The organism is Solicola agrisoli, from assembly GCF_049059935.1.
In the GTDB taxonomy this organism is placed as follows: domain Bacteria; phylum Actinomycetota; class Actinomycetes; order Propionibacteriales; family Nocardioidaceae; genus JAURVT01.
Window position 1 is genome coordinate 1 of record NZ_JBMGQR010000009.1, and the last position, 25450, is coordinate 25450.

25 protein-coding genes are annotated in these 25450 nt (G+C 72.6%); 18 read left to right on the forward strand and 7 right to left on the reverse strand.

Annotation, left to right across the window (positions count from 1 at the left end; all coding sequences use genetic code 11):
- From ACI6PP_RS05150 to ACI6PP_RS05180, 7 genes are all read left to right on the forward strand, one after another.
- Positions 1 to 1700, forward strand: a 1700-nt coding sequence (locus ACI6PP_RS05150; protein ID WP_421109689.1) for a primary-amine oxidase, incomplete at its 5' end; no start/stop codon positions are given.
- The gene (locus ACI6PP_RS05155; RefSeq protein ID WP_421109691.1) at positions 1697 to 2197 is read left to right on the forward strand and encodes a hypothetical protein; all 501 of its coding nucleotides are present in this window, start codon (positions 1697 to 1699) and stop codon (positions 2195 to 2197) included. The genes ACI6PP_RS05150 and ACI6PP_RS05155, both read left to right, overlap by 4 nt.
- 151 nt (positions 2198 to 2348) lie before the next feature.
- A complete protein-coding gene (locus ACI6PP_RS05160; RefSeq protein ID WP_421109692.1) occupies positions 2349 to 3638 on the forward strand; it encodes an ABC transporter substrate-binding protein in 1290 nt (429 codons plus the stop codon).
- Between the two features lie 118 nt (positions 3639 to 3756).
- Positions 3757 to 4731, forward strand: coding sequence for a carbohydrate ABC transporter permease (locus ACI6PP_RS05165; RefSeq protein ID WP_421109694.1), 975 nt, complete (start codon positions 3757 to 3759; stop codon positions 4729 to 4731).
- A 1-nt stretch (position 4732) separates the two neighbouring features.
- Positions 4733 to 5620, forward strand: a complete 888-nt coding sequence (locus ACI6PP_RS05170) for a carbohydrate ABC transporter permease (RefSeq protein WP_421109696.1) — start codon at positions 4733 to 4735, stop codon at positions 5618 to 5620.
- Complete coding sequence (locus ACI6PP_RS05175) at positions 5617 to 7008, forward strand: GH1 family beta-glucosidase (RefSeq protein ID WP_421109698.1); 1392 nt, start codon at positions 5617 to 5619, stop codon at positions 7006 to 7008. Before ACI6PP_RS05170 ends, ACI6PP_RS05175 begins: the two co-directional genes overlap by 4 nt.
- Positions 7009 to 7015: 7 nt before the next feature.
- Positions 7016 to 8038, forward strand: coding sequence for a LacI family DNA-binding transcriptional regulator (locus tag ACI6PP_RS05180; RefSeq protein ID WP_421109700.1), 1023 nt, complete (start codon positions 7016 to 7018; stop codon positions 8036 to 8038).
- 106 nt (positions 8039 to 8144) lie between these two features.
- Here the strand turns inward: ACI6PP_RS05180 and ACI6PP_RS05185 are convergent, their stop codons facing one another.
- The gene (locus ACI6PP_RS05185; RefSeq protein WP_421109701.1) at positions 8145 to 8645 is read right to left on the reverse strand and encodes a MarR family winged helix-turn-helix transcriptional regulator; all 501 of its coding nucleotides are present in this window, start codon (positions 8643 to 8645) and stop codon (positions 8145 to 8147) included.
- 102 nt (positions 8646 to 8747) lie between these two features.
- Here ACI6PP_RS05185 and ACI6PP_RS05190 point away from each other — a divergent pair, with 102 nt between their 5' ends.
- Positions 8748 to 9170 (forward strand): Rid family hydrolase, encoded by a 423-nt coding sequence (locus ACI6PP_RS05190; protein ID WP_421109703.1) that lies wholly within the window; start codon positions 8748 to 8750, stop codon positions 9168 to 9170.
- A gap of 93 nt (positions 9171 to 9263) precedes the next feature.
- The gene (locus ACI6PP_RS05195; RefSeq protein WP_421109705.1) at positions 9264 to 9758 is read left to right on the forward strand and encodes a cupin domain-containing protein; all 495 of its coding nucleotides are present in this window, start codon (positions 9264 to 9266) and stop codon (positions 9756 to 9758) included.
- Positions 9759 to 9851: 93 nt separating this feature from the next.
- Here ACI6PP_RS05195 and ACI6PP_RS05200 read toward each other — a convergent pair whose 3' ends face one another.
- Positions 9852 to 10202 (reverse strand): MerR family transcriptional regulator, encoded by a 351-nt coding sequence (locus tag ACI6PP_RS05200; RefSeq protein ID WP_421109707.1) that lies wholly within the window; start codon positions 10200 to 10202, stop codon positions 9852 to 9854.
- Between the two features lie 73 nt (positions 10203 to 10275).
- On the opposite strand from ACI6PP_RS05200, the gene ACI6PP_RS05205 reads away from it, so the two are divergent.
- The 5 genes from ACI6PP_RS05205 (at position 10276) to ACI6PP_RS05225 (ending at position 14535) form a co-directional block, all read left to right on the forward strand.
- A complete protein-coding gene (locus ACI6PP_RS05205) occupies positions 10276 to 10977 on the forward strand; it encodes an SDR family oxidoreductase (RefSeq protein WP_421109709.1) in 702 nt (233 codons plus the stop codon).
- A gap of 132 nt (positions 10978 to 11109) precedes the next feature.
- Positions 11110 to 11544, forward strand: a complete 435-nt coding sequence (locus tag ACI6PP_RS05210) for a MarR family winged helix-turn-helix transcriptional regulator (RefSeq protein ID WP_421109711.1) — start codon at positions 11110 to 11112, stop codon at positions 11542 to 11544.
- 135 nt (positions 11545 to 11679) lie between these two features.
- Positions 11680 to 12345 (forward strand): response regulator transcription factor, encoded by a 666-nt coding sequence (locus ACI6PP_RS05215; protein WP_421109713.1) that lies wholly within the window; start codon positions 11680 to 11682, stop codon positions 12343 to 12345.
- A gap of 59 nt (positions 12346 to 12404) precedes the next feature.
- Positions 12405 to 13682 (forward strand): sensor histidine kinase, encoded by a 1278-nt coding sequence (locus ACI6PP_RS05220; protein ID WP_421109715.1) that lies wholly within the window; start codon positions 12405 to 12407, stop codon positions 13680 to 13682.
- A gap of 46 nt (positions 13683 to 13728) precedes the next feature.
- Positions 13729 to 14535 carry a COG4705 family protein gene (locus ACI6PP_RS05225; protein ID WP_421109717.1) on the forward strand — a complete coding sequence of 269 codons (807 nt, stop codon included), beginning with the start codon at positions 13729 to 13731 and terminating at the stop codon, positions 14533 to 14535.
- Positions 14536 to 14596: 61 nt separating this feature from the next.
- On the opposite strand, the gene ACI6PP_RS05230 is transcribed toward ACI6PP_RS05225, so the two are convergent.
- From ACI6PP_RS05230 to ACI6PP_RS05250, 5 genes are all read right to left on the reverse strand, one after another.
- The gene (locus ACI6PP_RS05230) at positions 14597 to 14761 is read right to left on the reverse strand and encodes a hypothetical protein (protein ID WP_421109719.1); all 165 of its coding nucleotides are present in this window, start codon (positions 14759 to 14761) and stop codon (positions 14597 to 14599) included.
- 40 nt (positions 14762 to 14801) lie between these two features.
- A complete protein-coding gene (locus ACI6PP_RS05235) occupies positions 14802 to 15581 on the reverse strand; it encodes an enoyl-CoA hydratase (RefSeq protein ID WP_421109721.1) in 780 nt (259 codons plus the stop codon).
- A complete protein-coding gene (locus tag ACI6PP_RS05240) occupies positions 15578 to 16795 on the reverse strand; it encodes a CaiB/BaiF CoA transferase family protein (RefSeq protein ID WP_421109723.1) in 1218 nt (405 codons plus the stop codon). Before ACI6PP_RS05240 ends, ACI6PP_RS05235 begins: the two co-directional genes overlap by 4 nt.
- A gap of 67 nt (positions 16796 to 16862) precedes the next feature.
- Entirely contained in the window at positions 16863 to 17642 is a 780-nt protein-coding gene (locus ACI6PP_RS05245) for an IclR family transcriptional regulator (protein ID WP_421109725.1), read from the reverse strand.
- A gap of 96 nt (positions 17643 to 17738) precedes the next feature.
- Complete coding sequence (locus ACI6PP_RS05250) at positions 17739 to 19109, reverse strand: SLC13 family permease (RefSeq protein ID WP_421109727.1); 1371 nt, start codon at positions 19107 to 19109, stop codon at positions 17739 to 17741.
- A 307-nt stretch (positions 19110 to 19416) separates the two neighbouring features.
- Between ACI6PP_RS05250 and ACI6PP_RS05255 the strand changes: the two genes are divergently transcribed.
- The 4 genes from ACI6PP_RS05255 (at position 19417) to ACI6PP_RS05270 (ending at position 25441) form a co-directional block, all read left to right on the forward strand.
- Positions 19417 to 20571: a pyridoxal-phosphate-dependent aminotransferase family protein gene (locus tag ACI6PP_RS05255; RefSeq protein WP_421109729.1), complete on the forward strand. Its 1155-nt coding sequence runs from the start codon at positions 19417 to 19419 to the stop codon at positions 20569 to 20571.
- Between the two features lie 43 nt (positions 20572 to 20614).
- Positions 20615 to 23584, forward strand: coding sequence for an FAD-binding and (Fe-S)-binding domain-containing protein (locus tag ACI6PP_RS05260; RefSeq protein WP_421109731.1), 2970 nt, complete (start codon positions 20615 to 20617; stop codon positions 23582 to 23584).
- A 142-nt stretch (positions 23585 to 23726) separates the two neighbouring features.
- The gene (locus tag ACI6PP_RS05265; protein WP_421109733.1) at positions 23727 to 24560 is read left to right on the forward strand and encodes a hydroxypyruvate isomerase family protein; all 834 of its coding nucleotides are present in this window, start codon (positions 23727 to 23729) and stop codon (positions 24558 to 24560) included.
- The gene (locus tag ACI6PP_RS05270) at positions 24557 to 25441 is read left to right on the forward strand and encodes an NAD(P)-dependent oxidoreductase (RefSeq protein WP_421109735.1); all 885 of its coding nucleotides are present in this window, start codon (positions 24557 to 24559) and stop codon (positions 25439 to 25441) included. The genes ACI6PP_RS05265 and ACI6PP_RS05270 overlap by 4 nt, the downstream gene beginning before the upstream one ends.
- The last annotated feature ends 9 nt before the right edge of the window (positions 25442 to 25450 follow it).

The following is a 25450-nucleotide window of genomic DNA, read 5'->3' on the forward strand; positions in this document are numbered from 1 at the left end:
GCAGCCGGGCCGTCGACGTCGTCGCCGAGGGGCAGCCGCCGATCATGGGCGAGGAGTTCGACCTGGTCGAGCAGATCCTGTGGGCCGACGCCGCCTGGGGCGCGGCGATGGCCAGGCGCGGGCTCCACGAGCCCGAGCGCGTGCGCATCTCGGCGCTCAGCGCCGGCTGCTTCGACATCCCCGGCGAGGAGGGGCGCCGCCTCGTGCGGTGCCTGTCGTTCCTGCAGCTCGACGACGACGACAACGTGTGGGCGCACCCCATCGACGGCGTCGTGGCGTACGTCGACCTGATCACCGCCGAGGTGGTCGAGCTGATCGACGACGGGATCCACCCGATCCCCACGGCCCGCGCCGACTTCCAGCGCGACGACGGCTCGCTGCCGCAGCGGACCACCCAGCGTCCGATCGAGATCACCCAGCCCGAGGGGGGCAGCTTCACCGTCGAGGGCGACGTCGTCACGTGGGAGAACTGGCAGTTCCGGATCGGCTTCGACCAGGTCGAGGGGCTCACCCTCCACCAGCTCGGCTTCCACGACCAGGGGCGGCTGCGGCCGATCGTCTACCGGGCGTCGGTGGCCGAGATGGTCGTGCCCTACGGCGACCCGTCGCCGGTGCGCTTCTGGCAGAACTACTTCGACGCCGGCGAGTACTCCCTGGGCAAGGAGGCCAACGCGCTGTCGCTCGGGTGCGACTGCCTGGGAGAGATCCACTACTTCGACGCGGTGGTCGCCGACGACGACGGCAACCCCCGCGAGCTGCCCAACGCGGTCTGCATGCACGAGGAGGACCACGGCGTCCTGTGGAAGCACACCGACGCGTACAACGGCACCAGCTCGGTGCGCCGCCAGCGGCGCCTCGTCGTCTCGTTCTTCATCACCGTGGGCAACTACGACTACGGCTTCTACTGGTACCTCTACCTGGACGGCACCATCGAGCTCGAGTGCAAGGCCACCGGCGTGGTGTTCGCGTCGGCCTACCCCGGCCCGCGTCCCGACGGCAGCCCCTACCCGTGGGCGAGCGAGATCGCGCCGGGCGTCGGCGCCCCGTACCACCAGCACCTGTTCTCGGCGCGCCTCGACCTGATGGTCGACGGTGTCGGCAACGCGGTCGACGAGGTGGACGCCGTCAGGGTGCCGGTGGGCGAGGACAACCCGTACGGCAACGCGTTCACCCGCCGCGCCACGCGGCTGGCCACCGAGTCCGAGGGTGCCCGGCTCGCCGACGGCTCGGTGGGCCGCACCTGGCACCTGACCAACCCCCACGAGCTGAACGCGCTCGGCCAGCCCGTCGCGTACGCCCTGCACCCCGAGGGGCAGCCGACCCTGCTCGCCGACGACAGCTCGTCGATCGCACGACGCGCGGCCTTCACCACGCGGCACCTGTGGGTGACCGCCCAGTCCGACCAGGAGCGTTACCCGTCGGGCCAGTTCGTCAACCAGAACGCCGGACGCACGGGGATCGACACCTGGGTGCAGGCCGACCGCGACATCGACGGCACCGACATCGTCGTCTGGCACACGTTCGGCCTGACGCACTTCCCCCGTCCCGAGGACTGGCCGATCATGCCCGTCGACCACACCGGGTTCGTGATCAAGCCGGTGGGGTTCTTCGACCGCAACCCCGCCCTCGACGCCCCCGAGCCCCGCTCGGCGCACTGCGGCAGCGGCGCCGAGGGCACGCCCTGCCACGAGGCCCCGTGAGCATGGGGGTGCTCCACGCGGTCTGCGTGGTGGCCGCCGCCGTGATGGTGCTGCAGTCGCGCACGACCCGGACCCGTGTCGCCCACGTGGTGATGCTGCTGGCCATGGTGGCGGTGGCCCTCGCGGGCACCGCCCTGGTCCTGGCCGCGTCGGCCGCCGCCCTGGTGGCCACGGGGCTGTGGCTGCTCGGCGGCCGGCGCCGGGCCGACGTCGCCTCGTGCGGCCTCGACCTGGTGGCCAACGCCTCGCTGGTCGCCCTGATGGGCGTCGCCACGGTGTGGGGCGACCACGACCACGGGGCCGGCTCGCACCCGATGCCGGGCATGGCCGACGGCTCGCATCCTCTCGTCGGCCTCGTCGTGCCCGCCCTCGCCGGGACCGTGGTCCTGACCTGGGCCGTCGTGCGCGCTCGGGTCGACCGCGGTGAGGGCGGCACGGGTGCGGCCCTGGCCGCGTGGTCGATGGTCCTCGTCATGGGCGCGATGTCGTTCGCCTGACTGCGTTCGGTACGCCGGCGGCTCGGACGACCGCCGCTGCCCGACCTGCACCTGGTCCGAGCCGGGGGGTTGACCTTTGTTGTGGCACACGTCATATTCATGGGAACGCTCCCACGGACGCGCCGGGGAGCAGTGGAGGAAGGGAGTCGTCATGACTCGCACCAAGGTTCGCTGGGCATCGGCAGCCGTCGCTCTCACCGTGGCCGTCGGGCTGGCCGGGTGCGGCGGCTCGGGCTCCGGCGACGGTGGCGGCGACGTCACGCTCCGTGTCAGCACGTTCGGGACGTTCGGCTACGAGAAGGCGTACGAGCAGTTCGAGAAGGACCACCCGGGCGTCACGGTCGTCGAGTCCGACGAGGGCGACCTCGGCAAGTACGGCACCCAGCTCACCCAGCGGATCGCCGCGGGCAACGGCGCCGGCGACGTGGTCGCGATCGAGGAGGGGCAGATCGTCAACTTCCTCCAGGCGCCGGACAAGTTCGTGAACTTCCAGGAGCACGGCTCGAACGAGCGCAAGGACCAGTGGCTGGACTGGAAGTACGCCCAGGCGACCACCGCCGACGGCTCGGCGACCATCGGGCTCGGCACCGACGTCGGCGGCCTGGCCATGTGCTACCGACGGGACCTGTTCGAGAAGGCGGGCCTGCCGACCGAGCGCACCGAGGTCGCGAAGCTCTGGCCCACCTGGGACGCCTACGTCGCCACCGGCAAGAAGTTCAAGGCCGGCATCGGCGACGACAGGACGGCGTTCCTCGACGCCGCGACCAACACTTACAACTCGATCCTCATGCAGGGCGCCGACGAGACGTACTTCGACCGCGACGACCGGCTGGTCATCGACTCCAACCCGGTGGTCAAGGACGCCTGGGACACCGCGGTCGGCATCTCCGAGTCCGGGCTGTCCGCCCGGCTCAAGGCGTTCTCCAACGAGTGGAACGCCGGGTTCAAGAACGGGGCGTTCGCCACCATCGCGTGCCCGGCGTGGATGACCGGGTACATCAAGGACCAGTCCGGTGAGGCCAACGCCGGCAAGTGGGACATCACCACGGTGCCCGGCGGCGCCGGCAGCTGGGGCGGCTCCTTCCTCGCCGTGCCCACCCAGGGCAAGAACCAGAAGCTCGCGATCGAGCTCGCCGAGTACCTCTCGGGCCCCGACGGCCAGCTCGCCGCGTTCGAGAAGGCCGGCAACCTGCCGTCCAACCCGACGCTGTACGACCGTCCGGAGCTGAAGTCGGCGACCAACCCGTACTTCAACGACGCCCCCATCGGCCAGCTGTTCGTCGCCGGCGCCCAGGGGCTGGAGCCGGTCTACCTCGGGGCCAAGAACCAGCCGGTGCGCGACGCGGTCGAGAACGCGATGCGCAGCGTCGAGGGCGGCCAGCGCTCGCCGGCAGCCGGGTGGAAGCAGGCGGTGAAGGCGGCCGAGCAGGCCGCCCGCTGACCTGACCGCCGGGGCCACGGACCTCGGTGCCCACGTCGCCGCCGGGTGTGCGGCGTGGGCACCGAGCACCACCCCGGACCACCACCCCCCGTTCCCATCCCTTCCTGACAGGACGCACATGAGCCTCACCGACCTGAGACGGGCGCCGCGCGCTGCGGCGAAGGCGCCCCCGCCGCCACCTGCACCGGCGCGCCGCCGACGCCGCCCCTGGCGGGACGTCCTGGCGCCCTACGCGTTCGTCTCGCCGTTCTTCGTCGTGTTCGCGGTCTTCGGGCTGTTCCCGCTGCTCTTCACGTTCTGGGTCTCGCTGCACGACTGGAGCCTGATCGGAGGGGACCGGCCGTTCGTGGGCCTGGGCAACTACCGCGAGCTCGCGGCCGACGGGGTGTTCTGGAACGCGATGGCCAACACGCTCGGCATCTTCGTGCTGGCGACCGTCCCCCAGCTCGTCGTCGCCACCGTCCTGGCGCAGGTGCTCAACACCTCCCTGCGCGCGATGACCTTCTGGCGCATGAGCGTCCTGGTGCCCACGGTGACGTCGGTCGCCGCGGTCGGCATCATCTTCAGCCTGATGTTCGCCCGCGACTTCGGCCTGGTGAACTGGCTGCTGTCGCTCGGCGGCGTCGACGCGATCTCCTGGCAGGACCACCGCTGGTCCGCCTGGGTGGCGGTGTCGGCGATGGTCGACTGGCGCTGGACCGGCTACAACGCGCTCATCCTGCTCGCCGCCCTCCAGGCCGTGCCGCGCGAGCTCTACGAGGCGGCCCGGATGGACGGCGCCAACGCCTGGCGCCAGTTCTGGTCGATCACCGTCCCGATGCTCCGACCCACGATCGTGTTCGTCACCGTGATCGCCACCATCGGCGGCGTCCAGCTCTTCACCGAGCCGCTGCTGTTCAACGCCGGCTCCAACGACCTCGCCGGGGGCACCACCGGGCAGTCCCAGACCGTCGCCATGTACCTGGTGCAGCAGGCCTTCACCGGCCAGCGGTTCGGGTACGCGGCGACCGTCGCGTGGGTGCTGTTCCTGGTGATCGCCCTCGTCTCGGCCGTGAACGTCCTGCTCCTGCGACGCATCCGATCGGCGGAATGACATGACCCTGCTGACCTCCCCGCCACCGGCGGCCGTCGCGACGGCCCCGGCCCGCCGCGGCCGGCGGATCGGCCGCGCCGGCTGGCGCACCTACCTGAGCCTCACGGTCGTGACCGCGCTGTCGCTCGCGCCGCTGTACTACATGCTCGTGATGGCCTCGCGCCCCAACAGCGACATCACCTCGACGCCGCCGCCCCTGCTGCCCGGCGGCGCCCTGCGCGACAACGTCACCCGGGTCTTCGACAACCAGGACGTGATGTTCGCCCAGGCGTTGCTGAACACGCTGCTGGTGGCGACCGTCGCGACCGTCAGCGTCGTCGTGCTCTCCTCGCTGGCCGGGTTCGCGTTCGCCAAGCTGAGGTTCCGCGGCCGGTCGGGCCTGCTGCTGGTGGTCGTGGCGACCATGATGGTCCCGGTCCAGCTCGGCCTCGTGCCGCTGTACATGCTGATGTCCGAGATCGGGCTGGCCGGGACCCTGTGGTCGGCCACGCTGCCGTTCGTCGTCAGCGCCTTCGGCGTGTTCATGATGCGCCAGTACGCCATCTCCGCCGTGCCCGACGAGCTGATCGAGGCCGCGCGCGTCGACGGCGCGTCCACCACCCGGATCTTCTTCCAGATCGTGTTCCCGGCACTGCGTCCGGCGGCCGCGGTGCTCGGGCTCCTGACCTTCATGGAGCGCTGGAACGACTTCCTGTGGCCCTACCTCACCCTCGACGCCGACCACCCGACCGTCCAGGTCGCCCTCTCGCGCCTGTCCGGCGGCTACTACGCCGACCAGGCGCTCGTCATGGCCGGCACCCTCGTCGGCACCGTCCCGCTCGTGCTGGTCTTCGTCGTCTTCGGACGGCAGATCATCGGCGGCATCATGGAAGGAGGCGTCAAGGCATGACGTCCACCCCGATCCACCCGACCCTCGACGCGGACCGTTTCCCCGCGTCGTTCACCTGGGGCGTCGCCACGTCCGCCCACCAGATCGAGGGCGCCACCGACGTCGGCGGTCGAGGCCCGTCGATCTGGGACACCTTCGCCGCCCGGCCCGGGCACACCGTCCGCGGCGAGACCGGGGCCGTGGCCAACGACCACTACCGCCGCTGGGCCGACGACCTCGACCTCGTCCGGAGCCTCGGCGTCGACGCCTACCGGTTCTCGGTCGCGTGGCCGCGCGTGCAGCCCGGCGGACGCGGCCCGGCCAACGCCGAGGGGCTGGCCTTCTACGACCGTCTCGTCGACGGCATGCTCGAACGGGGCATCGAGCCCTGGGCGACGCTCTACCACTGGGACCTCCCCGACGAGCTCGAGCAGGCCGGCGGCTGGCCCCACCGCGACACCGCCGACCGGTTCGCCGACTACACCGAGCTGGTCGTCGAGGCGCTCGGCGACCGGGTCGGTCGATGGATCACCCTCAACGAGCCGTGGTGCTCGGCCTTCCTGGGCTACGCCAGCGGACGGCACGCGCCCGGACGCACCGACCCGGCGGACGCCGTCCGAGCCGCCCACCACCTGCTGCTCGGCCACGGGCGCGCCGTCGACGTCGTCCGGGCGCTGCGCCCCGACGCCCAGGTCGGCGTGACGCTCAACCTCTACCCGGTCAGCCCCGTCGACGACACCGGACGCCACGACGACGCCGCCCGCAGGGTCGACGGCCTCGCCAACCGGCTGTTCCTCGACCCGGTCCTCCTCGGCCGCTACCCCGAGGACGTCGTCGACGACCTGCGGCCCTTCTGCGACCAGGCGCACGTGCGCCCGGGTGACCTGGGGACGATCTCGGCCGAGCTCGACTTCCTGGGCGTCAACTACTACACGCGCCACGTGGTCGAGGCCGGCCCGTTCCCCGGTGCCGCCGACGTCGTGTTCGCCGAGCGCGACCTCGCCCGGACGTCCACGGGGTGGGAGGTCGACCCCGACGGGCTGGTCGACGTCCTCGCGCAGGTGGTCCGCGACTACCCGCCCGTCCCGATCGTGCTCACCGAGAACGGTGCGGCGTTCGACGACGAGCTCGAGGACGGCAAGGTGCTGGACCACGACCGCGTCTCGTTCCTGGCCACCCACCTGGACGCCCTGGCCCGCGCCCGCGAGGCCGGTGCGCCCGTGGAGGGCTACTTCGCGTGGTCGCTGATGGACAACTACGAGTGGGCCGAGGGGTACGACAAGCGCTTCGGTCTCGTGCACGTCGACTTCGAGACCCAGGAGCGCACGGTCAAGGAGTCCGGACGCTGGTACGCCGACCTCGTCCGCGCCCATCGAGCCCTCACCGGGCGGTCCGACGGCCAGGCATGATGGAGCGGTGAGCCTCGCCCCCGACCACCCCACCCTGGAGCAGGTCGCGGCCCGCGCCGGGGTGGGGCGCGGCACGGCGTCGCGCGTCATCAACGGCTCCTCGCACGTGTCGGACCACGCCCGCAACGCCGTCGAGCGGGCGGTCCGCGAGCTCGGGTACATCCCCAACCAGGCGGCGCGCACCCTCAAGACGCGGCGCACCGGTGCCGTCGCGCTGGTCGTCTCCGAGACCGAGGACCGCGTCTTCGGCGAGCCCTTCTTCGCCACCCTCATCCGCGGCATCTCCGCCGCCACCGGGGACGCCGGCTACCAGCTGCTGCTCGCGCTGGTCCGCGGGCAGGAGGAGGCCTCCCGCGAGCACCCGTTCCTGTCGCCGCAGCACGTCGACGGCGCCCTGATGGTGTCGCAGCACGACGACGACCCGCTGCCGCACGCCCTGGCCGCCCGGGGGCTGCCGCTGGTCTTCGCCGGCCGGGTGCCCGACACCCTCGAGGCGTCGTCGGTCGACGTCGACAACGTCGGCGGGGCCGAGTCGGCCGTCGCCCACCTGGTCGCCGCCGGACGGCGCACCATCGCCACCATCGCGGGACCCGACGACATGACCGCCGGTCGCGATCGCGCCGCCGGCTACCGGTCGGGCCTGGGACGGCACGACCTGCCCGTCGACCCCCACCTCGTCGCGACGGCCGACTTCTCCGAGGCCGGCGGCGAGCAGGCCATGGCACGTCTCCTGGAGGCACGACCCGACCTCGACGCCGTCTTCGTCGCGAGCGACCTGATGGCCGTCGGTGCCGTCCGCGCGCTCCAGGCCGCCGGACGTCGGGTGCCCGACGACGTCGCCGTCGTCGGCTTCGACGACGCCCCCGTCGCGGGCCTGACCGATCCCGCGCTCACCACCGTCCACCAGCCGGTCGACGAGCTCGGACGACGCATGGCCGGCGTGCTGGTCGACCAGGTCCTGACCGGCGGAGGGCACAGCGCCGTCCACGAGGTGCTCCCCACCCGGCTGGTCGTGCGCGCCAGCGGCTAGACCCCCGGGGGGAGCCGGGACGGCTCCCGAGCTGCGGCCGGCCCGTCTGGTCCGCCACGTGGGTCGCGGACGCCGCACCGCCCACCGGACGCGGTGGGGCGTGCCGTCACGCGAGGTCCTCGGGTCGTGTCCGGAGCTTGGCCGCGATCGTGGCGAGCATGCGCTGCTCGGTGGTGTCGAGCGGATCGATCACCAGGCGGCGCACCGCCTCGACATGGGTGGGGGCGGCCCGGACGACGAGATCGAGGCCGGCGTCGGTGAGGGCGACGAGGGTGTATCGGCCGTCGACGGGGTCGGGGGAGCGCTGGACCAGACCGCGCTGCTCGAACCGCTTGACCACGTTCGAGAGTCGCGAGAGCGATCCGTTGGCCAGGAAGGCCAGCTCGCTCATCCGCAGACGGCGGTCGTGGGCCTCCGACACGTGGCTGAGCGTCAGGTACTCGAACAAGGTGAGCCCGGCGTGCTGCTGGAGCGGGGCCTCGAGCCGGCCGGGAAGCAGGAGCACCAACGACACCAGCCCGGTCCAGGCCGCCTTCTCCTCGTCGTCGAGCCACCGGGTGTCGTCGTCGTCCCCGCCAGCCGAGACGCCGTGCTCCGAAGCAGGCATGCGGGCAAGCCTAGCGGCCCGGAATCGCGAGATTTAGTTCACGTGTGAAGTGTCTGCTAGATTATTACTTCACACGTGAAGTCAAGGTCGAGAGGAACCCTCATGAGCAACGCGCAGTACTTCGCCACGCCGGGCTACGGCGAGACCATGCTGGCCAACCTGCACTACCACCAGGCGGTACGCGTCGGCGACCGCGTGGAGATCTCCGGGCAGGGCGGGTGGGGGGACGAGATCGACTTCCCCGACGACCTCGGGGAGGAGATCGTCCGCGCCTTCGACAACGTCGAGCGGACCCTGGCGACGGCCGGGGCCTCGTGGGACGACGTGATCTCGATCGACTCCTTCCACGTGCCCACCGAGGACGACTCGATCGGCGACGCGCACAACCGCGTGATGGTCGATCAGCTCCGTCGCCGCTTCGGGGACCGGGCGCCCATCTGGACCCAGATCGGAGTCGCTGCCCTCGGAGCGCCGGGGATGCGCGTCGAGATCCGCGTCAGCGCCGTGCTCGGTCAGGGGCGCTGACCCGTCGGGCGTGCGGGCGGACGCCTCGCACCTTGAGGTCGCCGATCGGTCGCGATAAGATTGTCTGCACAGGCAGATAGTAAGGAGTGAGCGATGACGCAGGACCGGTCCCCTCAGGACGTCGCGGTGGTGGCCCTCCCCGGACGGAACGACACGGTGGGCTACTACCAGTCGCCCCTCGAGGTGCTGCTTCGCGGCGAGGTCACCGGTGGGAAGTTCCTCATGACCCGCCAGCAGGGCATGCCGGCCGAGCTGGCGCCGCCGTTCCACGTGCACACCCGCGAGGACGAGATCTGGATCGTCGACCGGGGCACGTTCAGGTTCTGGCTGGGAGGCACGTCGCTGGACACCGCCGAGGTGCGGGACGTGGGGCCGGGTGGGGTCGTCTACGGTCCCCGGGACCTGCCGCACACCTTCCAGAGCCTCGACGGCCCGGGTGACGTCACGATCCTGTGGAGCCCCGCCCAGAGCCAGGAGTACTTCTTGAGCGTCGGAGACGGAGACCGACGTGAGGACTCCGAGCACGCCGAGGCGCTCGCCCGGGTCGGTGTCTTCATCCTCGACCGTGCACCGGTCGACGGTCGCTGAAGGCTCGTCGCGGAGCGACCGGGCGGCTTTCCCGCCGACCGTGCTCGCCGGGACGACGGACCTCGGGCGACGCGGCGGTGCGTCTCGGTCCGGTCAGCTCGCCAGTCGTCGTCGGGCCTCGACGAGCACGTCGTCGAGGCGGTCGCGGGTGGACAGCAGGTCGCGCGCCTGCCGGTCGATCCGGTCGCGCTCGTCGCTCAGCCTCTGGACCATCGCGGGGGTCGTGGTGCCGCTGTAGATGCAGGGCAGCAGGTCCACGACGCCACGGCTCGGCACCCCGGCGGAGAACAGCAGCTGGATCAGCTCCACCCGCTCGACGGCGTCGGCGCCGTACACCCGCTGGCCGCCCGCGGTGCGGTCGGACAGCAGCATCTGCTGCTCCTCGTAGTACCGCAGCGAGCGCACGCTCACGCCCGTCGCCCTCGCCAGCTCGCCGATCCTCACGGTCCTCCTGTGGTGCACCTCACGCCGCGACGCCTTGAACCTCACGTCAATGTGAGATTCTACGCTGGGCGGCATGAAGATCAACGACTCCACCGTCCTCGTCACCGGCGCCAACCGCGGGCTGGGCCGCGAGCTCGCCCGTCAGGCCCTCGAGCGGGGCGCCCGCAAGGTCTACGCCACCGCGCGTCGCCCCGAGACCATCGACCTGCCCGGCGTCCACGCGCTCCGGCTCGACGTGACCGACCCGGTCACCGTCGTCGCCGCCGCGGAGGTGGCCCACGACGTCGACGTGGTCGTCAACAACGCCGGCGTCGCGACCATCCAGAACCTCCTGACCGGCGACCCCGACCTGATCCGGCTCGAGATGGACACCCACTTCTGGGGCACGCTCGACGTCACCCGCACGTTCGCACCGGTCCTCGCCCGCAACGGCGGCGGAGCCATCCTCAACGTCATGTCCGTGCTCTCGTTCCGCGTCTACCCCGGCAACGGCGCCTACGCCGCCGCGAAGGCCGCCGAGTGGGCCCTCACCCACAGCACCCGGCTCGAGCTCGCCGGCCAGGACACCCAGGTCACCGGGGTCCACCTGTCTTCGACCGACACCGACATGATGGCCGGCTGGGACGTGCCCAAGAACGACCCGGCCGACGTCGTCCGCGCCGCGCTCGACGGACTCGAGGCCGGGCAGCAGGAGGTGCTCGCCGACGACGACACCCGTCAGGCCAAGGCGCTCCTGTCGGGGACTCCCGAGGAGCTCTACGCGCCGTTCGCCTGATCGGCCACGCTGCGGCGAGAGGACGGGTGCGTGGTCGAGGGCGGCCGGTTCGCAGGAGTCGACGCTCGCCGTGATGCCTGCGTAGGCAGATAAGGTCGCCCTGTCGGCGCGACGCGAGGAGAGGACGTCCCGATGGGTGAGGACTCGATGTCGGTCGAGGAGCGGGCGTGGGCGGGATTCCTGCGGACCCACGAGCGACTGTGGCGGCAGATGGAGGAGGGCCTGGCGGGTCTGAACCTCAGCATGGCCGAGCTCGACGTGCTGTTCGCGCTGGACGTCTCCGGTCGGGTCGGCGTGCGGATGTCCGACCTGGCCGAGCGGAGGCTGATGTCGACCGGGGGGTTCACGAGGTTGGCCGACCGACTGGAGCGGCGTGGCGTGATCGAGCGCCGACGCTCCGAGGCAGACGGGCGCAGCCTCGAGTGCTTCCTCACCGCCGAGGGCCGCACGCTGCTTCGCGTGGCACGCCGCACCCACGGACAGGACATCCAGCGGCTGTTCATCGACCGCCTGAGCGAGGACCAGCTGCGGGCCCTGACGGAGGTCTGGGCCTCGCTGGCACCCTGAGGAGCGCCCGGCCTGCGTCGCCGCAGGTGGTGGTCACCCACCCGGCGGTGGGCACGGCCCCACGACGACGCGGAAAGTGGGGCCGTACCCACCGCTCGGGTGCCGCCGAGCTCCGACGTCTGCCAGGCTCGCGTCGTGGCGACCGTCGGCGTGTGCGAGGACGACCCGGCGATCCGGCGCGTCCTGTCCGAGGGGCTGCGCCGCGGCGGACACACGGTGGTCGCGGCGCACGACGGCGGCGAGGCGCTGAGGATGTTCGGCGCCGGCAGCGCCGTCGACGTCCTCGTGCTCGACATCGGGCTGCCCGACTCCGACGGCCGAGACGTCTGCCAGGCGCTGCGCAGCGCCGGGCAGGACGCGCCGGTGCTGTTCCTCACCGCCCTCGGTGCCGTCCACGACCGGCTGGCCGGCTTCAGCGCGGGTGCGGACGACTACCTGGCCAAGCCCTTCGACGTGCGCGAGGTCCTCGCGCGGGTCGAGGTGCTCGCCCGCCGTCGTTCGGCGAGCAGCCCGCCCGGGCCCGCCGCCCTGGTCCTCGACCCCACCCGGCACAGCGTCCGCTTCGGGGAGGCCGAGGCCCCGCTGAGCCCCACGGAGTACCGGATGCTCGCCGCGGTCGCGGCGCGCCCCGGTGAGGTCGTGCGACGTCGGGCCGTCGTCGCGGCGGCGTGGCCCGACGGGGCGATCGTCAGCGAGAACACGGTCGACTCCTACATCCGCCGCGTCCGGGTCAAGCTCGAGCAGGTCGGGTCGCCGGTGGCCCTCACCACCGTGCGCGGCGTCGGGTTCACGCTGCGATGAGACCACCGGGCGGCTCTGGACGGTGGCGCGGGCCGACGTCGTTGCGGGCGCAGATCATCGTGTCCACCGTCGCCGTCACCGCGTTCGCGATGGTGCTCCTCACCCTGCTGGTCCAGCTGGTCCTCGCGGGGGTGAACGACCGCGGGGTCGACACCGTGCTGGAGGACCGGGCCGACGCCGTCACCTCGACGATCGAGGGCGTCGTCGCGTCCGGTGGCGCGCTGTCCCCGGCGACGCTCGAGCTCGACCCCGGGGTCGTGGTGTTCGACGCCGCTGGCCGCAGGGTCGCCGGCGTGGCGGCGGCCGGGGAGGGCGGACCGGTGCGGGCGCTCGCCTCGGCGAGCCGGGCCCGCTACCTGGACGGCCCGGGGGACGTCCGACTGCTCGCCGAGCCCTTCGACGCGGGCGGGGGCGGGGTCGTCGTCCTGAGCGAGCCCCTCGCGCCGTACGAGCGGGCCGAGACCTACGCCCTCGTCGCGAGCATCGCCGCAGGCGCGGTCGTCACCGCCGGCGCCGGCGGCGTGGCGGCCTGGGTGATGCGCCGGGCGCTGAGCCCGGTCGCCCAGATGGCCGCCCGCGCCGACGACTGGTCCGAGCACGACCTGGGACGACGGTTCGAGCTCGGCGAGCCCCGCAACGAGATCTCCACGCTCGGCGCGACCCTGGACCACCTCCTGGACCGGGTCGCCCGGACCATCGGGGCCGAGCAGCGGTTGACCTCCGAGCTCGCGCACGAGCTGCGCACCCCGTTGACGACCGTCCAGGCGACGGCTCAGCTCGTCCTCATGCGCGACGACCTCGACCCGTCGGTCCGCTCCGAGGTCGAGCAGATGGAACGCTCGTGCCACCAGATGGGCCAGACGATCAGCACCCTGCTCGACCTCGCCCGGACCGGCCGGGGTGCGGCGTCCGACTCGGTCGCGGTGACCGCCCTCCTCCGGGCCACGGTCGACGCCCGGGCCGACACCGGCACACGGGTCGTCGTCGAGGTCGAGGACGACCGTCTGCGGGTGGCCCTGCCCGAGGCGCTGGCGACCCGCGCGCTGGGACCCGTGCTCGACAACGCGCTGAGGTACGCCACGCAGGAGGTCCGCCTGACCGCCCACGCCGACGGTGAGCACGCGGTCGTCGTGGTGACGGACGACGGGCCCGGCCTCCCCGACCACGACGTCGACCTGTTCGAGCCGGGTGTCGCCGTGGGCGACCGGGGCGGGACGGGGCTGGGGCTGGCCCTGGCCAGACGGGTGGCCCGCGCCGGAGGCGGTGACGTCGTCGCCCGCCCCGGCGACCACACCGGGGCGCGGATCGAGGTGCGTCTGCCGGCGGTGAGCACCTGACGCCGCAGTCAGGTCGTTGGCAGGTTCGGCGCCGCACGCTTCGTCCATGCCCACACACTCCGCGAGCACCGCCACCACGCCGTTTACCGCGCGTCGCATGCTGAACAAGGTCCCCGAGGTGACCTTGCTCTTCTGGATCGTGAAGATCATGTCCACCACCGTCGGCGAGACCGCCGCGGACTTCCTCGCCGGCAACATCGGGCTCGGGCTGACCAACACGTCGCTGGTCATGGCGGCGCTGCTGGCCGCGGTGCTCGTGGTCCAGCTCCGGCTCCGGCGCTACGTCCCGGCGGTCTACTGGCTCGTCGTGGTCCTGGTCAGCGTCGTGGGCACCCTGATCTCGGACAACCTCGTCGACAACCTCGGCGTCAGCCTGTGGACGACGACGGGCGTCTTCGCCGCCGGGCTCGCCGTGAGCTTCACGGCCTGGTGGCGCTCCGAGCGCACCCTGTCGATCCACTCCATCACCACCACCCGCCGCGAGGCCTTCTACTGGCTCGCGATCCTGTTCACCTTCGCCCTCGGCACCTCGGCCGGTGACCTCGTCGCCGAGAAGCTCGCGCTCGGGTACCTGCCGTCCGCGGCGCTGTTCGGCGGCCTGATCGCCCTGGTCACCGTGACCTACCGCGCCAGGGGCATCAACGCCGTGCTCGCGTTCTGGACCGCCTACGTCCTGACCCGGCCCTTCGGCGCGTCGATGGGCGACTTCCTCACCGCGACCCCCGGCTCGGGCGGACTCGGCCTGGGCACCAACGGCACCAGCGCGCTGTTCCTCGCCGTCATCCTCGGCGTCGTCGGGTGGTTCACCTACACCGACCGCCGCGACGCCCCCGAGCGCGAGCTCGTCGCCTGACCCGTGCCGCACCACCCTCGGACCGCCACGGCCGCTCGGCCGTGGCGGTCCGCGTCTGGTCTCACGGCGCCGGGGAATCCTCCGCGGGATCGTCGTCGGCGGGCGGCGTGGCGAGGTCGGCGAGCTGGGGGGAGAAGTCCTCGGCGTCGTCCGGCGGGCCGGCCGCGGGGTGCTCGTCGTCGGCGGCCCGGGTCGTGTCCGGGGTGGGGTCGGGGTGCGTGCTCATCGGGTGCTCCTGGAGTGGTGGCGGGTGGGTCGGCGTGGGCTCAGACGCCCTCCCACCGGACCGGCTCGCGGGTGCCGAACGCCTGCACGGCCCGGTGGAAGTCATCGCTGCCGAACGCACGGCTGACGACGTCGTCGTCGGGGACGAGCAGGCGGCGCCGCGCGCGGCGGGTGATCTCCTTGGCCGCCCACATCGTCAGGGGCGCGTGCGAGGTGAGGGTCGACGTGACCTCGGCGACCAGGTCGTCGAGGCCGTCGTCGTCGCACAGCTCGTTGACGAAGCCGACCTGGTGACACGCGGCGGCGTCCAGCATCTTGGCGCGCAGCAGCACGTCGTTGGTGAGCGACGGACCCAGGTGCAGCAGCAGGAACGACTGGCTGTTGGCCGACAGGCAGTTGCCGAGGGTGGCCGCGATCGGCGCGCCGAACCGGGACGACCGCGTGGCCAGGCGCAGGTCGCAGGCTGCGGCGAGCGCGAGCCCACCGCCCACGCAGTAGCCCCTGACCGCCGCCACCGTGGGGACGTCGACGGCCTCGACGCGGTCGACCACGGTGGCGATCCTGCGCTCGTAGTCGATGCCGTCCTGGCCGGTGGTGAAGTCGGCGAACTGGCCGATGTCGGTGCCGGCGGCGAACGCGCGGTCCCCGGCGCCCACCATCACGAGCGCGCGGAGGTCGTCGTCGCCGTCCACGCGGTCGCAGGCGCGGTGGATGCCGTCGTACATCGCCCAGGTCAGGGCGTTGCGCGCCTGCGGACGGTTCAGCGTGCAGGTCAGGACGCCGTCGGCCTCGCTGACCACCAGCTCGTCGGTGGCGCTCATCCGGCGGCCCCGGACGCGATGACGGCCTCGGCCCGCTCGGGCCCGAGCAGCTCGTCGAGGACGTCGCGCGTGTCCTGGCCCAGGGACGGTCCGGCCGACCGCCGGGACGTGGCGGCGTCGGTGAACCGCAGCGGCGACCCGATCTGCCGCACGGGGGCACCGGCGGCGTCGGGCGCGTCCCAGAAGAAGTCGCGGGCGCGCAGGTGCGGGTCGTCGAAGACCTGGTCGAACGTCGACAGGGGAGCGCACGGCACGCCGTGCCGGGTCCAGGCCTCGACGAGGTCGTCGGTCGTGCGGGTGCGGGTGGTGCGCTCGATCTGCTCCATCAGCGCGTCGCGCAGGAGCCGGCGGTCGGCGACCGAGGCGTAGGCGGGGTCGTCGTGGAGGTCGGGCCGGTCGATCGCCGCGCAGAAGCCCTTCCAGGTCGGCGGGGTGATCGCGCCGACCGTCACCCAGCCGTCGCTGGTGGGCACGGCCTGGTAGGGCGCCTGGCTCTGGTGCGCGGTGCCCTGCGGGGTGCCGACCTCGCCGGTGGCGAAGAAGCGGCCGGCCTCCCACACCGCGAGCGACACCCCGGTCTCCATCAGCGAGACGTCGAGGTAGTCGCCCACGCCGGTCGTGTCGCGGCGACGCAGCGCGGCCACGGCCCCGAGGGCGACGTAGAGCCCGGCGACGAGGTCGCAGACGGGGACGCCCACCTTGGCCGGGCCGCTGTCGGCGTGCCCGGTGATGCTCATCAGGCCCGAGCGCGCCTGCGCCATGATGTCGAGGCCGGGCAGCGCCGACAGGGGACCGTCCTGGCCCCAGCCGGAGGCCGAGGCGTAGACGAGCCGCGGGTTGCGGCCGCGCAGTTCGTCCGGTCCGAGCCCGAGGCGGCGCATGGCGCCCGGCCGCAGGTTCTCGACGAGGACGTCCGCGGTGTCGACCAGGGCGAGGAAGGCCTCGAGCCCCTCGGGCTGCTTGAGGTCCAGCGCGACCGACCGCTTGTTGCGGTTGAGGCGCAGGAAGGCCGACCCCTCGCCGTCGACGAACGGCCCGGTGGCGCGGGTCGGGTCGCCCGTGCCGGGCGTCTCGACCTTGACGACGTCCGCCCCCAGGTCGGCCAGCTGCATGGTGGCGAACGGTGCGGCCATGAACACCCCGACCTCGATCACGCGGATCCCCGCGAGGGGGCCTCCGGGTCCGGTCGGCGTCGTCGACTCGATGTGCTCCACGCGGGATCCTCTCCTCGTGCCTGGGTGTGGCTGGACGTGTGCGTCGTCCCGCCGCCCCGGGCCGGGGTCAGGCGAGATCGTGCGCGAGCTGGGCGGCGACCCGGCGCAGCACCGGGACGGCCCGGTCGAGCAGCTCGTCGGTCATGCGCGGTGCAGGTCCCGACACCGAGACCGCCAGACGGACGGTGGCCTGCGGCACCGCGACGGCGACGCAGCGCACGCCGACCTCCTGCTCGCCCTCGTCGACGGCGTACCCGCGCGAGCGGGTCGAGGCCAGCTCGGCGGTGAACGCCGCGGCGTCGACGACGGTGTTCTCGGTGTGCCGCGGCATGCCCGTGCGGGCGAGCAGCGCGCGGACGTCGTCCTCGGGCGCCTCGGCCAGCAGCGCCTTGCCCACGGCGGTGCAGTGGGGCAGCACCCGGCGCCCGACCTCGGTGAACATCCGCATCGAGTGGCGGCCGGGCACCTGGGCGACGTACGCGACCTGGTCGCCGTCGAGCATCGCGAGGTTGGCGGTCTCGCCGAGCTCGTCGACCACCAGCCGCAGGTGCGGCGCGGCGAGCGAGTTGAGCATGGTCGACGAGCTCTCCGCGAGCAGCAGCAGACGGGGGCCGAGCGCGTACTGGCGCGACGGCTCCTGGCGCAGGTAGCCGAGGTCGACCAGCGTCCGCACCGCGCGGTGGATGGTCGGGAGCGGGAAGCCGGACTCGGCGGCGAGCTGCGACAGCCCCATCACCCCGCCGCGGGTGGCGACGATCTCGAGCAGCCGGAACGCCCGTGCGATCGACTGCACGCCGCCGGTCGACCGGGGTCCGTCGGGGGTGGGGTCCACCGCGTCCACTGCCATGTCGGACCTCCCCGGGTCGTCTCGTCTGCCGGAATCGTACTGTCGCCAGGTGGACCTGCGGGGGCGGGTGCCCCGAGGTCCCCGCCCCCACGCGGCTCAGCCCCAGCCGGGGAGGACGAACACGGCCCAGGTGACGATCGGCGCGATGACCACCATGGAGAAGCCCCACACCATCAGCTGACGGAACACCTGGTCCCGCTGCTCGGACGGAGCGTTGGCGACCACCAGGGCCCCGCTGGTGGAGAACGGGCTGGAGTCGACCACCGAGGACGAGATCGACAGCGCGATGATCAGGCCGATCGGGCCGATCTCGCCGGCGAGCAGGAACGGCACCGCGAGCGGGATGAGGGCGCCGAGGATGCCCGTCGTGGACGCGAAGGCCGAGACGACCGCGCCGATGAAGCAGATCAGGATCGCGGCGAACAGCGGTGCGCCGATGCCGGCGACGCCGTTGCCGAGCCAGTCGATCGTGCCGATGCGCTCCATCAGCGACACGTAGGTGACGATGCCGCAGATCAGGAGCACCGTCGGCCACGCGATCGCGCTCACGGCGCCCTTGTTGATGCCGGGCGAGAACAGCGAGATGACCACGGCCACCGTGATGGCCGAGAAGCCGACGTCCTGCTCGAAGAAGAGCACCGCCACGGCCAGGGCGCCGATGCCGACGAGGGTGATGATCCGGTTGCGGTCGAGCTCGCCGACGCTGGCGCCGGACGGTCCGCCGGGGACCGTGGTGGTCTGCACCGACGTGGTGCTGGCCCGGGCGGTGTGGTCCGACCCGGACGTCACGGGCCGACCGCCGCCGGAGGGGGCGGGGGAGCCGTCCGAGGAGTCGGTGACCTCGCCGCCGACGTCGCGCTTGCCGATCAGCTCGCGACCGCCGAAGAGGACGAAGACGACGGCGCCGAGCACGACGTTGAACACCAGGGACGACACGAACAGCAGCGTCGGGCTGCCGTCGATGCCCTCGCGGGACACGACGCCGTTGACGATGGAGCCGAAGATGCTCAGCGGGGAGAACCCGCCGGCGCTGGCGCCGTTGATCACCATCAGGCCCATCAGCAGCGGACGGATCTGGTAGCGCTTGGCGAACCCCATGCCCATCGGCGCGATGATCGCGACCGCCGCGGGGACGACCGCGCCCACCGAGGTGAGCAGGCCGGTGACGGCGAACATCACCCACGGGATCAGCGCGATGCGCCCGCCGACGGCCTGCACGGCCTTGCCGACGAGCCAGTCCACGGTGCCGTTGTCCTTGGCGAGGGCGAACAGGTAGGTGACGCCCACCAGGATGAGGAACAGGTCGGCCGGGAAGCCGGCCAGGATCTCGTCGGTGCTCTCGCCGAGCACCTGGGTGCCGACGACGAAGGCGGCGACCAGGGCGAGCGCGCCCATGTGCACGGGCAGCACCGTGGCCACCAGGAACAGTGCGGCGAGCACCAGGATCGATATCAGTTCGTGTGACACGGGTTCAGCTCCAGGGTTCGTTCGCGACGGGACGTGCGGGGGAGCGCTCCGTCACCGGAGGTCCGCGACCTGTTTCGCTAGGCGAAAGAGGACTTTCGATTTCCGAAGACTGTCGTGTGATCCAGGTCTCGTCAAGGGGTGGGCCGCGTCGAGACCGGATCGCCCGGTGGCTCTGACCCCCGCCACGCGGCCGAGGGGTGGACGTCACCCGGCCGGGAGACTAGCCTCCGACCAGCGGTATAAAACTTCCACCAGACGGATAACCGGAGTCGTCGCCCCGCGGCGTCCCCGACCTCGAGGAGCTCCCATGGGTCGCCACTTCCTGCAGATCCCCGGTCCCACCAACTGCCCGGACGAGGTGCTGCGGGCCATGTCCGCCCCCACGATCGACCACCGCGGACCGCGGTTCGCGGCGATGGGCACCCGGATCCTCCAGGCCGTCAAGCCGGTGTTCGGCACCACCAACCCGGTCGTGATCTACCCCGCGTCGGGCACCGGCGCCTGGGAGGCGGCGCTCGTCAACACCCTGAGCCCGGGTGACACCGTGCTCGCCTTCGAGACCGGGCACTTCGCGACGCTCTGGCAGACGATGGCCACCGAGCTGGGGCTGGTGGTCGACCTCGTGCCCGGCGACTGGCGCCACGGCGTCGACACCGACGTCCTCGCCGAGCGTCTGGCCGCCGACACCGGGCACCGGATCAAGGCCGTCTGCGCGGTGCACAACGAGACCTCCACCGGCGTCACCAGCCGGATCGGCGACGTCCGCGCGGCCATGGACGCCGCCGACCACCCGGCGCTGCTGCTCGTCGACACGATCTCCTCCCTCGGCTCGATCGACTACCGGCACGACGAGTGGAAGGTCGACGTCACCGTCGCCGGGTCGCAGAAGGGCCTGATGCTGCCGCCCGGCCTGAGCTTCAACGCCGTGAGCGACAAGGCGCTCGCCGCGTCGCAGACCGCCACGCTGCCGCGCTCGTTCTGGGACTGGAAGCCGATCCTCGCGGCCAACGAGCGGGGCATGTGGCCCTACACGCCGGCCACCAACCTGCTGTACGGCCTCGAGGTCGCGCTCGAGATGCTCGCCGACGAGGGCCTGGAGAACGTCTTCGCCCGCCACCAGCGCTGGTCACGCGCCACCCGCGCCGCCGTCGAGGCCTGGGGCCTGGAGGTCCTGTGCCAGGACGAGCGGGAGCACTCCGGCTCGCTCACCGCGGTGCTGGTGCCCGACGGCGTCGACGCCGACGCGATCCGCGCCGTGATCCTCGACCGGTTCGACATGTCGCTCGGTGCCGGCCTGTCCAAGCTCGCCGGCAGGGTCTTCCGGATCGGGCACCTGGGCTCGTTCGAGGACCTCTCGCTGGTCGGCACCCTCGGCGGCGTCCAGATGGGCCTGAACCTGTCGGGCGTGCCGATCAAGCAGGACGGCGTGCAGGCCGCGCTCGAGGTGCTCGAGCGCGGCTGACCCGCCCCCACCCACGCCCGCGCACGACACGACGGAGCCCGCGATGACCACGACCGCCGACACGACCGCCGAGACCCATCACGACGCGCCCGGCGGCCTCGCCGCCGAGCTGGAGGCCGCGGTGTCGGGCGAGGTGGCCTTCGACGAGTACAGCCGCCACCTGTTCTCGCGCGACGCCAGCATGTACTCGATCACCCCGCTGGGCGTGGTCTACCCCCGCAACGCCGACGACGTCGCCGCGACGGTGCGCGTCGCGGCGCGCCACGGGGTCCACGTGACCCCCCGCGGTGCCGGGACGAGCCTGGCCGGCCAGACGATCGGCGCGGGCCTCGTGCTCGACTTCTCCCGGCACATGAACCGGATCCTCGAGCTCGACCCCGAGGCGCGCACCGCGCGCGTCGAGGTGGGCGTCGTGCAGGACGACCTGAACCGGGCCGCGGCCCCGTTCGGGCTGATGTTCGGCCCCGACACGTCCACCAGCAACCGCGCCACGATCGGCGGGATGGTCGGCAACAACTCCGCGGGCAGCGGGTCGTTGCGCTTCGGCATGACGATCGACCACGTCCGCGCCCTCGACGTGGTCCTCGCCGACGGGTCGACGGCCCGGCTCGAGCCGGTCGGCGCCGACGAGGTGCACCGGCGTGCGGCGGCGCCGACCCTGGAGGGCTCGCTGTACCGCGAGCTGCCCGAGATCGTGCGGACGAACCGCGCGGCCATCGCCGACGGGTTCCCGCCGTTCTGGCGTCGTGCGTGCGGCTACCGCCTGGACCGGCTGGCCGACGAGTCCACCGACTTCGACCTCGCCACGTTCGTCGTCGGCAGCGAGGGGACGCTGGTGGTGGCGACCCACGCGGACGTCGACCTCGTCCCCAAGCCGAAGTTCACCGTCTACGCGGTCGGGCACTTCGACACCACGCAGAAGGCCATCGAGGCGACCGAGGACGCGCTGTCGTGCGAACCGGCCCAGGTCGAGCTGATGGACAAGACGATCCTCGACCTCTCGCGCCGGAAGATCGAGTACGCCGACCTCGGCTCGAGCCTCGTCGGCGACCCGGCCGCCCTGCTGTTCGTCTCGTTCACCGGCGACGACGAGCACGAGGTGCTGGCGCGCCTGGACCACCTGATCGAGGTCTGGGAGCGGGAGGACCACGGCTACCACACGCTCCGCCTGGTGACCGCGGCCCAGCAGACCGCGCTGCTGAAGGTGCGCAAGTCGAGCCTCGGCCTGCTGATGGCGGCGAGCGAGGGGTCCAACCGGCCGCTGGCCTTCGTCGAGGACACCGCGGTGCCCCCCGAGCGGCTCGCCGCGTACACCGCGCGGTTCGCCGAGATCCTCGACGAGAACGAGATGAAGGCCGGCTTCTACGGGCACTGCTCGGTCGGCTGCCTGCACATCCGTCCGTTCGTCGACCTGTCCCGGCCCGACGAGATCGTCCGGATGCGACGCGTCGCCGAGCGCATCAAGGACCTCGTCAAGGAGTTCGGCGGCGTCAACTCCAGCGAGCACGGCGACGGGCTGGCCCGCAGCGAGTTCAACCGCGAGATCTTCGGCGACGACCTCTACGAGGCAATGCGCGCGGTCAAGGGTGTCTTCGACCCGGCGAACATCATGAACCCGGGCAAGATCGTCGACGCGCCGAGCATGACCGAGAACCTGCGCGACGCCGCGCTCCCGCCGGCGCCGGCGATCCGCACCCGCCTGGACTTCGAGGTCGTCGGCGGCATGCGGGGGGCGGCCGACCGCTGCATGAACATCGGGCTGTGCCGCAAGAGCACGACGGGTGCGATGTGCCCGTCGTACATCGCGACCCGCGAGGAGGAGCACGCCACCCGCGGGCGCGCCAACGCGCTGGTCAAGGCGCTGTCCGAGCCCGACCCGGCCCACGCGCTGGGCGGCGAGCGGCTCCACGAGATCCTCGACCTCTGCCTGATGTGCAAGGCCTGCAAGTCCGAGTGCCCGCTCGGGGTCGACATGGCCAAGCTGAAGAGCGAGACCCTCTCGCACTACCACGACCAGCACGGGGTGCCGCTGCGCTCGCGCGTCTTCGGGTCCATCCGCGGGCTCAACCGGATCGGCTCCTTCTTCGGTCCGCTGGCCAACCTGCCCGGACGGATCCCGCTGCTGCGCGTCCTGATGGAGCGCACGCTCGGCATCGCCCGGCGACGTCCGCTGCCGCACTTCGAGCGTGCGAACCTGCTGCGCTGGTACCGGCGCGAGGGCCGCAACGCCAACGTCGACGCCACGCAGGGCACGGTCAACTTCCTCGCCGACTCGTTCACCTCGTACACCGAGCCTCACATCGGGCGGGCCGCGATCGGCCTGCTCCAGCGCTCGGGGTGGGACGTCGAGCTGGCGAGCACCGGGTGCTGCGGACGGTCCGCGCTGTCCAAGGGCCTGGTCGACGAGGCCACCGCCAAGGCGCGGACGATGGCGCGCGACCTGGCCGAGCGGACGCCGCCCGGCTCGCCGATCGTCGGCTGCGAGCCCTCGTGCCTGTTCACGTTGCGCGACGAGCACGTGACGATGCTGCCCGACGACCCGAACGTGCAGGACGTCGCCGGACGCGTCCGCCAGGTCGAGGAGCTGCTCGTCGAGGCCGTGGACGCCGGCCGCCTCGTGCTGGCCGAGGACTCGTGGCTCGCGGGCCGGCGGATCCTCTACCACGGGCACTGCCACCAGAAGGCCGAGGTCGGGACGGCCGCCACCGTCGCGCTGCTCCGGCGGATCCCGGGTGCCGAGGTGGTCGAGCTCGACGCCGGGTGCTGCGGCATGGCCGGGTCGTTCGGCTACGAGGCCGAGCACTACGAGATCTCGATGAAGGTCGGCAGCGACCGGCTCTTCCCGGCCATCGAGGCCGAGGACGACCGCACCGTGATCGCCGCCACCGGCACCTCGTGCCGCGAGCAGATCTTCCACGGCACCGAGCGCTCGGCCTGGCACCCCGTCGAGCTCGTCCTCGAGGCCCTCGTGGCCGGACCCGCCGGCAGACGGGCCGACCACCCCCGCCCCTGACGCGCCCGCCCCCCTCGACCCGTCGGCCCCCGCACCTGGTGCGGGGGCCTTCTGGTGTCCGGTGGTTGACGCGAGCCGTCGGTGCTCCTACTGTCGCTTTCACTCATAGGAATAGTTATTCCGCACAGTGAAAGTAGCTCTCATGGCCCACTCCCTCCGGTTCGCCGTCAACTGCTCGATCCTGTTCACCGAGCTGCCCCTGCACGCCCGGCCCGCCGCGGCCCGCGACGCCGGCTTCGAGGCGATCGAGCTGTGGTGGCCGTTCCCGACCGCGGTGCCCACCGACGCCGAGGCCGACGCGCTCGTCCGCGCCGTGCAGGACGCGGGCGTCCGGCTCGTGGGCCTGAACTTCCTCGCCGGCGACATGCCCGGCGGCGACCGCGGCCTGATGTCGTGGCCGGGTCGCGAGAGCGAGCTGGCGGAGAACGTCGAGGCCACGGTCGCCCTCGGGGAGCGCCTCGGGTGCCGCGCGTTCAACGCCCTCTACGGCAACCGCCTCGACGGGGTCGACGCGCAGGAGCAGGACGACCTCGCGGTCGCCAACCTCGCCCGCGCCGCCGAGGCCGCCGCACGGATCGGCGCGACGGTCCTCGTCGAGCCGGTCAGCGGCGCCCCGGCCTACCCGCTGCTGACCGCCGCGGACGCCCTCGCCGTCGTCGACCGGGTGGCCGACCGGACGGGCGCGACCAACCTCGGCCTGCTCGCCGACCTCTACCACCTGGCCGTCAACGGCGACGACGTCGACGCGGCGATCTCGGCCCACGTCGACCGGATCGCCCACGTGCAGGTCGCCGACGCGCCGGGCCGCCACGAGCCCGGGACGGGGTCGCTGCCCCTGGACGAGCAGCTCACCGCCCTCGAGCGCGCGGGGTACGACGGCTGGGTGGGGCTGGAGTACAAGCCCAGCGGCCCGAGCGCCGACAGCTTCGCCTGGGTCGCACGGCCCGCCACCGACGCCCTCAGGAGGCACGCATGACCACGATCGCGTTCATCGGTCTCGGCATCATGGGCGCGCCCATGGCCGGCCACCTCGTCGACGCCGGCTTCGACGTCGTCGGCCACAACCGCAGCCCCGGGCCCGTCGCGGCCCTCGCCGAGAGGGGTGGCCGGACGGCCGGCTCGGTGGCCGAGGCCGTCGCGGGCGCCGACGTCGTCGCGCTGATGCTGCCCGACTCGCCCGACGTGGAGGCGGTGCTGCTCGGCGACGACGGCGTGCTGGCCCACGCGCCCGCCGGCACCCTGGTGATCGACTTCTCCAGCATCCGCCCGGACGTCTCGTCGGCCCTCGCCGCGCGAGCGGTCGAGCGGGGCTCGAGCCTGGTGGACGCCCCCGTCTCCGGCGGTCAGGCCGGGGCGCAGAACGCCTCCCTGTCGATCATGGTCGGCGGCACCGACGTCGACGTCGCCCGCGCCCGCCCGGTGCTCGAGGTCGTCGGGTCGACCGTCGTGCACGTCGGCCCGAACGGGGCGGGGCAGACGGTCAAGGCGGCCAACCAGCTCGTCGTGGCCGGTCACCTGCAGCTGCTCGCCGAGGCCGTCGTGTTCCTGGAGGCGTACGGCGTCGACACCACGGCGGCGCTCGAGGTGCTGGGCGCCGGCCTCGCCGGGTCGACGGTCCTGCAGATGAAGGGCGAGCACATGCTCGGCCGCTCGTTCGACCCGGGCTTCCGGATCGACCTGCACCACAAGGACCTCGGCATCGTCACCTCGGCGGCCCGCGAGGCCGGCGTCGTGGTGCCCCTCGGGGGGCACCTCGCGCAGCTGATGGCCTCCGCCCGGGCGCAGGGCGACGGCTCGCTCGACCACTCCGCGCTGCTCCGGGGCGTCCTGCGCGCCAGCGGCCGCGACCTCACCTGATCCGACCCA